Genomic DNA, 13440 nt, shown 5'->3' with positions numbered 1-13440 from the left:
GGTCGGGATAATCGTGGAGAACCTGATCGCGCTGCTGATCGCGGCGCCCCTGCTCGGAGCGGCCGTCCTGCTGGTCGGCGGCCGGCGCCTCGACGCCGTCGGCCACTGGATCGGCACGCTCCTGTCGACGGCCTCCTTCGTCTTCGGCGTGATCCTCTTCGCCGACCTGCTGGGCAAGAACGCCGAACACCGCACGCTCACCCAGCACCTGTGGACGTGGATCTCCGTGGGCAGCTTCCAGGCGGACGTCACCTTCCGCCTCGACCAGCTGTCGATGACGTTCGTGCTGCTGATCACCGGCGTCGGCTCGCTGATCCACCTGTACTCGGTCGGGTACATGGAGCACGACGAGCGCCGCCGCCGCTTCTTCGGCTACCTGAACCTGTTCCTCGCGGCGATGCTGCTGCTGGTCCTCGCCGACAACTACCTGCTGCTGTACGTCGGCTGGGAGGGTGTCGGTCTCGCCTCCTACCTGCTGATCGGCTTCTGGCAGCACAAGCCCAGCGCGGCCACGGCCGCCAAGAAGGCCTTCCTGGTCAACCGCGTCGGCGACATGGGCCTGTCGATCGCGATCATGCTGATGTTCACCACCTTCGGGTCCTTCGCCTTCGGCCCGGTGTTCAGCCACGCCGGCGACACCTCCGAGGGCAGGCTCACCGCCATCGGCCTGATGCTGCTGCTCGCCGCCTGCGGCAAGTCCGCCCAGGTCCCGCTCCAGTCCTGGCTCGGGGACGCGATGGAGGGCCCGACCCCGGTCTCGGCCCTCATCCACGCGGCGACGATGGTGACCGCGGGCGTGTACCTGATCGTCCGGTCGGCGGCCGTCTTCAACGCCGCGCCCGACGCGCAGCTCGTGGTCACCGTGGTCGGCGCGGTCACGCTCCTGTTCGGTGCGATCGTCGGTTGCGCGAAGGACGACATCAAGAAGGCGCTGGCCGGCTCGACCATGTCGCAGATCGGCTACATGGTGCTGGCCGCGGGCCTCGGCCCCATCGGCTACGTCTTCGCGATCATGCACCTGGTGACGCACGGCTTCTTCAAGGCCGGGCTGTTCCTCGGCGCCGGTTCGGTCATGCACGGCATGAACGACGAGGTCGACATGCGCAAGTACGGCGGCCTGCGCAAGTACATGCCGGTCACCTTCGCCACCTTCGGCCTCGGCTACCTCGCCATCATCGGCTTCCCGGGACTGTCCGGCTTCTTCTCCAAGGACAAGATCATCGAGGCGGCCTTCGCCAAGGGCGGCACCCAGGGGTGGATCCTCGGCGGCGTGGCCCTGCTGGGCGCGGCCATCACCGCGTTCTACATGACGCGGGTGATGCTGATGACGTTCTTCGGCGAGGAGCGCTGGCGGAACCAGCCCACTCGTTCTCCCGAGGCCCCGAGCGCCGAGCCCGCGGCCGAGCACCACGGCGAGCACGCCGAGCCGCACCCGCACGAGTCCCCGAAGGTCATGACGATCCCGATGATCGTGCTGGCCGTGGGCTCGGTCGCGGCGGGTGGTCTGTTCAGCTTCGGCGACCGCTTCCTGAAGTGGCTGGAGCCGGTCACCGGTCACAGCGAGGGCGACTCGCCCCTCAGTGCCGGCGCGGTCACCGGCGCGACCATGGTGTGCCTGGTCATCGGCGTCGGCATCGCCTGGGCCCAGTACGGCCGCAAGCCCGTCCCGGTCGTCGCCCCGCGCGGGTCGCTGCTCACCCGGGCCGCCCGGCGCGACCTGCTCCAGGACGACTTCAACCACGTCGTCCTGGTGCGGGGCGGCGAGCACCTCACGCGCTCCCTGGTGTACGTCGACCACACCCTGGTCGACGGGGTCGTCAACGGCACCGCGGCCTCCTTCGGGGGCCTGTCCGGACGGCTGCGCCGGCTCCAGAACGGCTTCGTGCGCTCCTACGCGGTCTCGATGTTCGGCGGCGCGGCACTCCTGGTCGCCGCGACCCTGCTGATGAGGGCGGTCTGATACCGATGTCCTTTCCTCTGCTGACAGCGACGGCGGCGCTCCCGGCCGTCGGAGCGGTCGCCACCGCCGCCGTACCGGCCGCGCGGCGCACCGCCGCCAAGTGGCTCGCGCTGCTGTTCTCGCTCGCCACGCTCGTCCTGGCCGTCGTCGTCCTGGTCCGCTTCGACCCGGACGGCGCCCGATACCAGCTCACCGAGTCCCACGCCTGGATCCCGGACTTCGGGGTCCGGTACGAGCTCGGTGTGGACGGCATCGGGGTGGCGCTCGTCGCGCTGACCGCCCTGCTGATCCCGTTCATCGTCCTCGCGGGCTGGCACGACGCCGACCCGCTGGAGACCGGCAGCCGCCGCTGGCGGCCCACCCAGGGCTTCTTCGCGCTGATCCTGGCCGTCGAGGCGATGGTGGTCATCTCCTTCGAGGCCACCGACGTCTTCGTCTTCTACATCTTCTTCGAAGCCATGCTGATCCCGATGTACTTCCTCATCGGCGGCTTCGGGGACCGTGCCCACCAGCACGGGGAAGAAGTGGCGTCGACGCAGCGGTCGTACGCGGCGGTGAAGTTCCTGCTCTACAACCTGGTCGGCGGTCTGATCATGCTGGCCGCGGTGATCGGCCTGTACGTGGTCGCCGGGAGCTTTTCGCTCACGGAGATCGCGCAGGCGCGCGCGGGCGGCTCGCTGCACATGGCGACGAACACCGAGCGCTGGCTGTTCCTGGGCTTCTTCTTCGCCTTCGCGGTGAAGGCGCCCCTGTGGCCGCTGCACACCTGGCTGCCCAACGCCATGGGGGAGGCCACCGCCCCGGTCGCCGTGCTCATCACGGCGGTCGTCGACAAGGTGGGCACCTTCGCGATGCTCCGCTTCTGCCTCCAGCTGTTCCCGGAGGCGAGCAAGTGGGCGACGCCCGTCATCCTCGTGCTGGCGTTGATCAGCATCGTCTACGGGGCGCTGCTCGCGGTCGGCCAGCGGGACATCAAGCGCCTGGTGGCCTACGCGTCGATCTCGCACTTCGGCTTCATCATCATGGGCATCTTCGCGATGACCAGCCAGGGCCAGTCCGGGGCGACGCTGTACATGGTCAACCACGGCATCTCCACGGCCGCGCTGATGCTGGTCGCGGGATTCCTGATCTCCCGGCGCGGCTCGCGGCTCATCGCGGACTACGGCGGGGTGCAGAAGGTCGCTCCGGTGCTCGCCGGCACGTTCCTGATCGGCGGTCTGGCCACCCTCTCGCTGCCGGGACTCGCGCCCTTCGTGAGCGAGTTCCTGGTGCTGGTCGGCACGTTCACGCGCTATCCGGCGATCGGGATCATCGCCACCTTCGGCATCGTCCTCGCCGCGCTCTACACCCTCGTCCTCTACCAGCGGACGATGACGGGCCCGGTGAAACCGGAGGTCTCCGCGATGCCGGATCTCCGCGCGCGTGAGCTGGTGGTCGTGGCCCCGCTGATCGTGCTGTTGATCTTCCTGGGCGTCTACCCGAAGCCCGTCACGGACATCGTCAACCCGGCGGTCAAGCAGACCATGTCCGACGTACACAAGAAGGACCCCAAGCCCCAGGTGGAGGCGGTCAAGTGAGCGCAACAGCCGTCCACAGCCTGTGGACAACGGCGGCCGACCCGATCTCGAAGATCGACGCGCCGAAGATCGAATACGGACAGCTGTCGCCGACCCTGATCGTCGTCGGCGCGGCGATCATCGGGGTGCTGATCGAGGCGTTCGTCCCCCGCAAGTCCCGTTACTACGCCCAGGTGTTCGTGTCGACGGTCGCGCTGGCCGCCGCCTTCGCCGCGGTCGTCGCCCTCGCGGCCGACGGCTACGGCACCACCAAGGCCCACATCGCGGCCATGGGCGCGATCGCGGTCGACGGGCCGTCGCTGTTCCTCCAGGGCACGATCCTGCTGGCCGGGCTGGTCGGCCTGTTCACCTTCGCCGAGCGGCGGCTCGACCCGGCGGCGCACGGCAACCGGGTGGACTCCTTCGCGGCGCAGGCCGCGTCCGTGCCGGGCAGCGACAGCGAAAAGGCCGCCGTCAAGGCCGGTTTCACCACCACCGAGGTCTTCCCGCTGCTGCTCTTCGCGGTCGCCGGGATGCTCGTGTTCCCCTCGGCCAACGATCTGCTGACGCTGTTCGTGGCCCTCGAGGTCTTCTCGCTGCCGCTGTACCTGATGTGCGCCCTCGCCCGCCGCAAGCGGCTGATGTCGCAGGAGGCGGCCGTCAAGTACTTCCTGCTCGGCGCGTTCGCCTCGGCGTTCACACTGTTCGGCATCGCGCTGCTGTACGGCTACGCGGGCTCGGTGTCCTACGCGACGATCGCGCAGGTCGTCGACGGCACGGTCACCAACGTCGACCCGGCGCTCGCCGGCACCATGGGCAACGACGCGCTGCTGCTGCTCGGCACCGCGATGGTGGTGATGGGCCTGCTGTTCAAGGTCGGCGCGATCCCCTTCCACATGTGGACGCCCGACGTCTACCAGGGCGCCCCGACCCCGGTGACCGGCTTCATGGCGGCGGCGACCAAGGTGGCGGCCTTCGGTGCGCTGCTGCGGCTGCTGTACGTCGTGCTGCCCGGCATGCGCTGGGACTGGCGGCCGGTCATGTGGGCCGTCGCGATCATCACCATGCTGGGCGGTGCGATCGTCGCGATCACCCAGACCGACATCAAGCGGCTGCTGGCGTACTCGTCCATCGCGCACGCCGGGTTCATCCTCGCGGGTGTCATCGCGACCTCGAAGGACGGTGTGTCGTCCGTCCTGTTCTACCTGGCCGCGTACTCGTTCGTGACGATCGGCGCGTTCGCGGTGGTGACCCTGGTGCGCGATGCCGGCGGTGAGGCGACGCACCTGTCCAAGTGGGCGGGGCTGGGCCGCCGGTCGCCGCTGGTGGCGGCCGTGTTCGCGGTGTTCCTGCTGGCCTTCGCGGGCATTCCGCTGACCTCCGGGTTCGCGGGGAAGTTCGCCGTGTTCAAGGCGGCGGCGGAGGGCGGTGCGGTTCCGCTGGTGGTGATCGGTGTGATCTCCTCGGCGATCGCGGCGTTCTTCTACATCCGTGTGATCGTGCTCATGTTCTTCAGCGAGCCCAAGCCCGAGGGTCCGACGGTCGCCGTACCGTCCCCGCTGACGATGGCGGCGATCGGCGTGGGCGTGGCGGTGACGCTGGTGCTCGGTGTGGCACCGCAGTACTTCCTGAACCTGGCGAGCCAGGCGAGCGTGTTCGTGCGCTGACCGGATGCGTGGGGCCCCGGCCCTCCCTGGGGAGGCCGGGGCCCTTCCGCATGCGCGGGCCTGTGGATAACTCCGGTGTTGTCGGTGCGGAGCCCTATCGTGGACGCAGTGGTCGAGAGACGACGTACGGGGGGCACGACGATGGGCGGGACGGGCGGGATCGGCGAGATGCCAGGGACGACGGACAGCGAGACGCTGGCCACGCTGCACCGGGTCTTCGGATACGAGGCCTTCCGCGGCGAGCAGGAAGCGGTCATCGAGCATGTGGTGGCGGGCGGTGACGCCGTCGTCCTCATGCCGACCGGCGGCGGCAAATCGCTGTGCTACCAGATCCCGGCCCTGGTCAGACCGGGCACGGGAATCGTGGTGTCCCCGCTCATCGCGCTGATGCAGGACCAGGTGGACGCCCTGCGGGCGCTCGGCGTGAACGCCGGGTTCATGAACTCCACGCAGGACTTCGACGAGCGCCGCGTGGTCGAGGCGGAGTTCCTGGCCGGCGAGCTGGACCTGCTGTACCTGGCGCCGGAGCGGCTGCGCCTGGAGTCCACGCTCGACCTGCTCTCCCGGGGCAAGATCGCGGTCTTCGCCATCGACGAGGCGCACTGCGTCTCCCAGTGGGGCCACGACTTCCGCCCCGACTACCTGGCCCTCTCCCTCCTGGGCGAGCGCTGGCCGGACGTCCCGCGGATCGCGCTGACGGCGACGGCCACCCACGCCACCCACCAGGAGATCACCCAGCGGCTGAACATGCCGACGGCCCGCCACTTCGTGGCGAGCTTCGACCGGCCCAACATCCAGTACCGGATCGTGCCCAAGGCCGACCCCAAGAAGCAGCTGCTCGCCTTCCTGCGCGAGGAGCACGCGGGCGACGCGGGCATCGTGTACTGCCTCTCACGGAACTCGGTGGAGAAGACCGCGGAATTCCTCTCCCGCAACGGCATCGAGGCGGTGCCCTACCACGCCGGCCTGGACGCGGGCACGCGCGCGGCGCACCAGGCCAGGTTCCTTCGCGAGGACGGCCTGGTCGTGGTGGCGACCATCGCCTTCGGGATGGGCATCGACAAGCCGGACGTGCGGTTCGTCGCACACCTCGACCTGCCCAAGTCGATCGAGGGCTACTACCAGGAGACCGGCCGGGCGGGGCGGGACGGCCTGCCGTCGACGGCGTGGATGGCGTACGGCCTCAACGACGTCATACAGCAGCGCAAGCTGATCCAGTCCGGCGAGGGCGACGAGGCGTTCCGCCGCCGGGCCGCCGCCCACCTGGACTCGATGCTCGCCCTGTGCGAGACGGCCCGGTGCCGCCGCGGCCAGCTGCTCGCCTACTTCGGCCAGGACCCGGACCCGGCGGGCTGCGGGAACTGCGACACCTGCGTCACGCCTCCGGAGACCTGGGACGGCACGGTCGCCGCGCAGAAGGTGCTGTCGACGGTGGTGCGGCTCCAGCGGGAGCGCGGGCAGAAGTTCGGCGCGGTGCAGATCGTGGACATCCTGCTCGGCAAGCGCACCGGCAAGGTGATCCAGTTCGACCACGACCAGCTGTCCGTCTTCGGCATCGGCGAAGACCTCTCCGAGGGCGAGTGGCGGGGTGTCATCCGGCAGCTGCTGGCCCAGGGGCTGCTCGCGGTCGAGGGGGAGTACGGCACGCTGGTGCTCACGGAGGCCAGCGGGGCGGTGCTGCGGCGGGAGCGGGAGGTGCCGCTGCGCAAGGAGCCGAAGAAGCCGGTGACCCAGCGTGCGTCGTCCGCCGGATCGTCCGGCCGGGGCGACCGCAAGGCCAGGACGGCCGCGGCCGAGCTGCCCGAGGAGCTGCTGCCCGCCTTCGAGGCCCTGCGCGCCTGGCGCGCCGAGCAGGCACGCGAACAGGGTGTTCCGGCGTACGTCATCTTCCACGACGCCACGCTGCGGGAGATCGTCACGGTCTGGCCGGCCTCGGTGGCGGAGCTGGGCACCGTCGGGGGCGTGGGAGAGAAGAAGCTGGCGACGTACGGAGAGGGTGTCCTCGAAGTGCTGTCCGCCCTGGACGCCCCGGCCGCGGGCGGCCCGGCCACCGGCCCTACGGCCCCGGCCGCCGCGGACGACGACTGGCCGGAGCCGGACGAGGAGCCGGAGCCGGAGCCCGACTGGATATAGAGGCGGAACGCGTCACAGGCCCCGCGCCGCGTACGCCCTGACGTCCGCGTCCGGGTCCGACGTGACCGTGGCGAGGGCCGCCCGGGCCTCCGCCGTGCCGTTGTGCCGGGTCAGGGCGAGCACCGCCGCCTTGCGCACGTCGGCGTTGGGGTCGGCGAGCGCCTTGGCCAGGGCGGGGACCGACACACCGGGGTCCGCGGAGCCCAGCGCGGTCGCCGCGCCCGCCCGGACCTGCCACGCCGGGTCGGCCAGCGCGGCCACGGCGCGCGTGGCGAGCGGGGCCGGGCAGCCGACGGTGGCCAGCGCACCGAGCGCCGCGCCGCGCACCAGGGGGTCGGTGTCCTCGGTGAGCCGGTCCAGGGTGCCGGTGAGCAGCTCCAGGGCGCTCGCGGCCAGGGTCGCCGCGCTGACGGCGGCCAGTGCCTTGGCCACGGTGACGCGGACCTCCCGCGAGGGGTCGGCCGCCGCACCGGCCAGTGGCTCGACGGCGTCGACCGAGACGAGTGCGCGTACGGCCTCGATGCGGACGGCGATGTCGGGATCGTGCAGCGGCCCGGCGAACAGGCCGGCGTCGCCCAGGCGCAGGGCGCGCAGCACGTCGAGGGCGGCGGCGCGCACCACGGGGTCGGCCTCGGCGACCGCGGCGGTGAGGGCGGCACCCAGGGCGGGTTCGGGCGGGAGGGTCTCGACGAGCTCGCGCAAAGAGGCCGCAGCGGCGGCACGCACGTCGGCGTCGGGGTCGCTGAGGGCACCGGCCAGGGCCTGCCCGGTGCCGGGCGGCACCGTCTCGGTGAGGACCGAGACCGCCGTCCGCCGCACGGCAGCGTCGAGGTCGGTCAAGTAGGGCTCGATCGCGGCGAGTTCCGGCTGTTCCTCGGCCAGCTCCAGCAGCTCCAGGAGCCGCGGCGAGGCGGTCTCGCCCGAGCCGCGGTCCACGGGCCCGGGGACGGGGGCGGAGGCCGGTCCCGTGGCGACCGGTGCCACGCCCTGGGACCCGGCGGTGGCCACGTCCTCGGCGCGGACCTCACCGAGGTGCCGGGAAGCGCCGCCGACCGGAGTGAATTCATCGACCGGAACCAGATAGGGAGCCACGGGACGGGCCGTGAACTCCATCGCACCCAAGGGGGACTTGTGCAGATCGAGATGGTGGAACCAGGAGGCGTCGTCGCGCTCGGGATGGTCGAGGCGGTCGTGGTAGAGGCCCCAGCGGGACTCCGTACGGGCCAGGGAGGCGCGCGCCGCCATCTCCGCGCAGTCGCGGATGAAGGTGACCTCCGCGCACCGCATCAGCTCGTGCGGGGTGCGGGCACCCATCGCGGCGATGTCCGCGCGCATCCGCTCGAAGGCCTCCAGGGCCAGCGACAGCCGGGCACCCGACTTCGGTGGGGCCACGTAGTCGTTCACGAAGCGGCGCAGCTTGTACTCGACCTGGGTCTGCGGAGGGCCGGACGGGTTGCGCAGCGGGCGGTAGATCAGCTCGTGCGCCTCCCGCAACTGGTCCTGCGGAAGCTCCCCTTCGTACGGGCGGTACTGGGCGGCGTCCGCGCCGGCCAGGTCGCCGAAGACGAAGGCGCCGATCATGTAGTTGTGCGGCACGCAGGCCAGGTCGCCGGCGGCGTACAGGCGCGGGACGGTGGTGCGGGCGTGGTCGTCGACCCGTACGCCGGAGGCCGAGTGGCCGCCGCACAGGCCGATCTCGGAGATGTGCATCTCGATGTCGTGCGTGCGGTAGTCGTGACCGCGCCCGGCGTGGAAGGTGCCCCGGGTCGGGCGCTCCGTGGAGTGCAGGATCGACTCCAGCGCCGAGACGGACTCCTCCGGGAGGTGGCTCAGCTTCAGGTACACCGGCCCCCGGTCGCTGGCCACCTCGGCCGCGAACTCGGCCATCATCTGGCCGGACCAGTAGTCGGAGTCGACGAAGCGTTCGCCGTGCCGGTTGACCTGGTAGCCGCCGAAGGGGTTGGCGACGTACGCGCAGGCGGGGCCGTTGTAGTCCTTGATCAGCGGGTTGATCTGGAAGCACTCGATGCCGGTGAGTTCCGCGCCCGCGTGGTAGGCCATGGCGTAGCCGTCGCCCGCGTTGGTGGGGTTCTCGTACGTGCCGTACAGGTAGCCGGACGCGGGCAGGCCGAGGCGGCCGCAGGCGCCGGTCGCGAGGATGACGGCGCCCGCGCGGACGGTGACGAACGCACCGGTGCGGGTGTGGAAGGCGACCGCGCCCACGGCACGCCCCTCGGCGGTCAGCACGCGTACCGGCATCAACCGGTTCTCGATCCGGATCCGCTCCCGCATCTCGCGCCGCCGCAGCTGCCGGTACAGCACCTTCTTGACGTCCTTGCCCTCCGGCATGGGCAGCACGTACGAGCCCGAGCGGTGGACCTGGCGGACGGCGTACTCGCCGTGCTCGTCCTTCTCGAACTTCACCCCGTACGACTCCAGGCGCTGCACCATCGCGAAGCCGCGGGTGGCGGTCTGGCGGACCGTGGACTGGTCGACGATGCCGTCGTTGGCGCGGGTGATCTCGGCGACGTAGTCGTCGGGCTCGGCGCGGCCGGGGATGACCGCGTTGTTGACGCCGTCCATGCCCATGGCGAGCGCCCCGGAGTGCCGGACGTGGGCCTTCTCCAGCAGCAGGACGTTCGCGCCGTGCTCGGCGGCGGTCAGCGCGGCCATCGTGCCGGCGGTGCCGCCGCCGATGACGAGGACGTCGCAGGTGAGTTCCTCGGCGTCGGCGAGGGCGGGGATCTCCAGGGGAGTGTCCGTGGGGGTGGCCGCGGAGGCGTCCGTGCGGGTTTCGGTGCGGGTGTCCGGGGTGTCCACCGTCGTGCCTTTCAGATGCTCAGTGAGGTCAGGACGTCGCGCCGCAGTGCCGCGCGCGCGGGATCGTCGTGCGCCGTACGGTCGCGGGGGCGCGGTACGTCGCGTACGGCGGTCAGCCGGCCGGAGCTCAGGAGGGCCACGCGGTCGCCGAGGAACAGGGCCTCGTCCACGTCGTGGGTGACGAAGACGACGGTCGCTCCGGTGCCGCCCAGCACCTCCACCAGCAGGTCCTGCATCCCGGCGCGGGTCTGGGCGTCGAGGGCGCCGAAGGGCTCGTCCATGAGGACGGCACGCGGGCTGCCGGCCAGGGCTCGGGCGAGCTGCGCGCGCTGGCGCTGGCCGCCGGAGACGCGGTGCGGCAACTGCCGGAACTGGTCGGCGAGTCCGACGCGCGCCAGCCAGGACTCGGCCTGGGCACGGCGTTCGGCCCGGGGCAGCCCCTTGATGGCGAGCGGGAGTTCGACGTTCGCGCGCAGGCCGCGCCAGGGCAGGAGCGCGTCCTCCTGGAAGATCAGGGCGCGGTCGGCGCCGGGGCCCGTCAGGGGACGCGCGTCCTGGACGACCTCTCCGGCGAGCGGTGACAGCAGCCCGGCCAGCGTGCGCAGCAGCGTCGACTTGCCGCACCCGGACGGGCCGACGACGGTGAGGATCTCGCCGGGGGAGATGTCGAGGTCCACCTGGTGCAGCACGGGCGCGCCCGGCCGGCCGAGAACGGCGCCGCGCAGGGCGAGTCCCGCACCGGTGCGGGACGGCGAACGGACGTCAGACGAACTGGTCATGGGGCACGTCCTCCTCGGTCCTGGGGCTGATCGGAGCAGGGGTCGTGGCACCGCGCGCCCGCCGCGGGGCGCGCACACCGGGGTCGTACGACGTGCGGGGCAGCCAGCGGGTCAGCCGGCGGCCCAGCAGTTCGACGAGGGTGGAGGTGACCCAGCCGAGCACGCCGATGGTGACCATGCCGACGAACACACCCGGGTAGTTGACGACCGTGTAGTCCTGCCAGGTGCGGTAGCCGACGCCGTACTGGCCGGAGATCATCTCGGCGGAGATCACGCAGATCCACGAGACGCCGATGCCGACGGACAGGCCGCCGAAGATGCCGGGCAGCGCTCCCGGCAGGACGACCGAGCCGAGGATCCGCCACCGGCCGCCGCCCATGGTGCGCACCGCCTCCTCCCACACGGGGGTCAGCGCGCGGACCGAGTGCCGGGTGGAGACCAGCACGGGGAAGAAGGCAGCGGTGCAGGTGATGAAGACGATGCCCTGTTCGTTGGACGGGAAGAGCAGGATCGCCACCGGGACGAGAGCGATCGCCGGGATCGGGCGGATCACCTCCAGGACCGGGCCCAGCAGGTCCTCGGCGAGGCGCGAGCGGGCCACGAGCACGCCCGTCGCCACGCCCAGGACGGCCGCCAGTGCGAAGCCGAGGAGGATCCGGGTGAGGCTGTCGGTGAGGTCGGTCCAGTAGTCACCGCCGGTGACCCGGTCGGCGAAGGCGTGGGCCACGTCGGTCACCGTGGGGAACTGCGAGAAGCGCAGCCACAGGTCGATGTCCAGGCTGGTCAGCAGCTGCCAGAGACCGAGGGCGGCGGCCAGGGACGCCACTCGCAGCGCATACCGGGCGAGCGGGCGCCGGGTCACGAGGCCAGTCCGAGCGCGTCGGTGTACGAGACGGTCCGGGCACCCGGGTGCGCGGCGGCGTACGCCTGGGCGGTCGCCGGGGCGACGAACGGGAGCAGCTTGTCGCCGTCGGCCACCCACACCGCCTTGTCGGCGAACCAGAGGGTGCCGGTGGTGGCGTCGGGGACGTATGCGGCACGGATGCCGTTCTTGTGCCCGGCCACGTAGGCGAGCAGCTCCTTCGGGGACTTGAGGCTCGTGGTCTTCTCGGAGCCCTTCGTCCACACCTCGCTCGCGGCCGGCGCGGGGGGCGCGGCGAGCTGCTTGGCGTAGGAGGAGCCGAGGGCCTTCTTCACGTACTGGTCGTCGACGAACGAGTCGACGTCGACGTCCCCGACCAGCTTCTCGGACTTCAGGACCGACACGTCCTGCTTGAGCGCGGAGACCAGCTGCGGCTTGACGGCGGGGTCGAAGGTGGAGATGCCGTGGGCGCCGTTGTAGAGGTAGACGGCCTCGGCGGGCAGGCCGGTGGCCTCGGCGACCTTCTCGGCGGCCGCGACGGGGTGGGTGCCCAGGTAGTCGGTCGCCTGGGCCTGGGCCTTGAGGAAGGCGCCGAGGATGGCGGGCCGCTGCTTGGCGAAGTCCTCGCGGGCGGTGACGCCGTGGAAGGTGGGGAGGTTCAGCTGGGCGCCGTCGTACAGGGCCTTCGCCTTGCCCTGGTAGGTGAGCAGGCCGGGCCAGGCCACGAACTGGGACAGTGCGTCGATGCTGCCCGCCGACAGGGCCGAGGCGCCGACCGCCGGCTGCTGGTTGAGCTTGGAGATGCCCTTGTCAGGGTCGATGCCGGCCCGCTGGAGGGCTCGTACGAGGGTGCCGTCGGCGGCCGAGCCGACGCTCGTGGAGACCTTCTTGCCCTTCAGGTCCTTCAGGGAGGTGAGTTTCGAGTCCGGCGCCGTGACGATGGTGTTGAGGCCGCCGCGGAGGTTGTAGCCGGTGACGGACACCAGGTGGGTGGGCTGCCCGAGCTGCTTGCCGCGGGCCGCGTTGAGCAGCAGCGGGAAGTCGCCCATCGAGCCGATGTCGATCTTCCCCGCGGTCATCTGGGCGGTGATCGGGGCGCCGGTGGCGTAGTCCTGCCAGTCCACCTTGTAGGTGTGGCCGTCGTGCAGGGCGTTGAGCTGCCGCTCGAAGTAGCCGAGGGAGCGCAGGAGGGTGCCCGCGGTGACGGTGTTGATGGTCTTGGACTGGTAGCCGACGGTGACGGTGACCGTGTGTCCGTCACCGGCCTGGGCGTCGCCGCCGCAGGCCGACAGGGGAAGGAGCAGGGAGGCCGTGGACACGGCGATGATCGTGCGTTTCACGGGACGCTTCGTGGGGTGCTTCATGGGGTGCTTCATTGGAGTCGGGCCTTTCACCGGAGCAGGTAGGGCATGTTGACCGTGACGGCTCCGGTGGGGCATCGGGCCGCGCACGGGCCGCAGTACCAGCACTCGTCGACGTGCATGTACGCCTTGCCGTTGCTCTCGTCGATGGCGAGGGAGTCCAGCGGGCACATGTCCACGCAGAGCGTGCAGCCGTCGATGCACTTGGACTCGTCGATGGTCACGGGCACATCGGCCCGCTGGGGCGCCAAGGGCATGGCTGTCTCCAGGAAGGTCGAACTCTTGGGAAGCGGGAAGCGGGT

9 protein-coding genes are annotated in these 13440 nt (G+C 71.1%); 4 read left to right on the top strand and 5 right to left on the bottom strand.

What is annotated here, in order from left to right; all coding sequences use genetic code 11:
• Positions 1-13: 13 nt before the first annotated feature.
• From nuoL to recQ, 4 genes are all read left to right on the top strand, one after another.
• The gene (nuoL, locus tag ACFY01_RS43740) at positions 14-1960 is read left to right on the top strand and encodes an NADH-quinone oxidoreductase subunit L (RefSeq protein ID WP_390741357.1); all 1947 of its coding nucleotides are present in this window, start codon (positions 14-16) and stop codon (positions 1958-1960) included.
• Between the two features lie 5 nt (positions 1961-1965).
• Complete coding sequence (locus tag ACFY01_RS43735; RefSeq protein WP_390741356.1) at positions 1966-3537, top strand: NADH-quinone oxidoreductase subunit M; 1572 nt, start codon at positions 1966-1968, stop codon at positions 3535-3537.
• Positions 3534-5183: an NADH-quinone oxidoreductase subunit NuoN gene (nuoN, locus tag ACFY01_RS43730; RefSeq protein WP_390741355.1), complete on the top strand. Its 1650-nt coding sequence runs from the start codon at positions 3534-3536 to the stop codon at positions 5181-5183. The genes ACFY01_RS43735 and nuoN overlap by 4 nt, the downstream gene beginning before the upstream one ends.
• A gap of 141 nt (positions 5184-5324) precedes the next feature.
• Positions 5325-7316, top strand: coding sequence for a DNA helicase RecQ (recQ, locus tag ACFY01_RS43725; protein ID WP_390741378.1), 1992 nt, complete (start codon positions 5325-5327; stop codon positions 7314-7316).
• Positions 7317-7328: 12 nt separating this feature from the next.
• On the opposite strand, the gene ACFY01_RS43720 is transcribed toward recQ, so the two are convergent.
• From ACFY01_RS43720 to ACFY01_RS43700, 5 genes are all read right to left on the bottom strand, one after another.
• Positions 7329-10067 (bottom strand): fumarate reductase/succinate dehydrogenase flavoprotein subunit, encoded by a 2739-nt coding sequence (locus tag ACFY01_RS43720; protein ID WP_390741377.1) that lies wholly within the window; start codon positions 10065-10067, stop codon positions 7329-7331.
• An 80-nt stretch (positions 10068-10147) separates the two neighbouring features.
• The gene (locus ACFY01_RS43715) at positions 10148-10915 is read right to left on the bottom strand and encodes an ABC transporter ATP-binding protein (protein ID WP_390741354.1); all 768 of its coding nucleotides are present in this window, start codon (positions 10913-10915) and stop codon (positions 10148-10150) included.
• On the bottom strand, positions 10899-11777 hold the full coding sequence (locus tag ACFY01_RS43710) for an ABC transporter permease (protein WP_390741353.1): 879 nt from the start codon (positions 11775-11777) through the stop codon (positions 10899-10901). Before ACFY01_RS43710 ends, ACFY01_RS43715 begins: the two co-directional genes overlap by 17 nt.
• A complete protein-coding gene (locus ACFY01_RS43705; protein ID WP_390741352.1) occupies positions 11774-13117 on the bottom strand; it encodes an ABC transporter substrate-binding protein in 1344 nt (447 codons plus the stop codon). The genes ACFY01_RS43710 and ACFY01_RS43705 overlap by 4 nt, the downstream gene beginning before the upstream one ends.
• A 50-nt stretch (positions 13118-13167) precedes the next feature.
• The gene (locus tag ACFY01_RS43700) at positions 13168-13395 is read right to left on the bottom strand and encodes a ferredoxin family protein (protein WP_010986276.1); all 228 of its coding nucleotides are present in this window, start codon (positions 13393-13395) and stop codon (positions 13168-13170) included.
• Positions 13396-13440 lie beyond the last annotated feature (45 nt).

The sequence above is a fragment of the Streptomyces sp. NPDC001480 genome (genome assembly GCF_042894725.1).
GTDB lineage: Bacteria > Actinomycetota > Actinomycetes > Streptomycetales > Streptomycetaceae > Streptomyces.
Note: the sequence above shows the minus strand (reverse complement) of the source record. Positions and strands in the feature narration are given on the sequence as shown.

Coding starts and splice junctions, on each gene's coding strand:
- ACFY01_RS43735 (WP_390741356.1), top strand. CDS start 1,966: ATGTCCTTTCCTCTGCTGACAGCGACGGCGGCGCTCCCGGCCGTCGGA.
- recQ (WP_390741378.1), top strand. CDS start 5,325: ATGGGCGGGACGGGCGGGATCGGCGAGATGCCAGGGACGACGGACAGC.
- ACFY01_RS43700 (WP_010986276.1), bottom strand. CDS start 13,395: ATGCCCTTGGCGCCCCAGCGGGCCGATGTGCCCGTGACCATCGACGAG.
- ACFY01_RS43715 (WP_390741354.1), bottom strand. CDS start 10,915: ATGACCAGTTCGTCTGACGTCCGTTCGCCGTCCCGCACCGGTGCGGGA.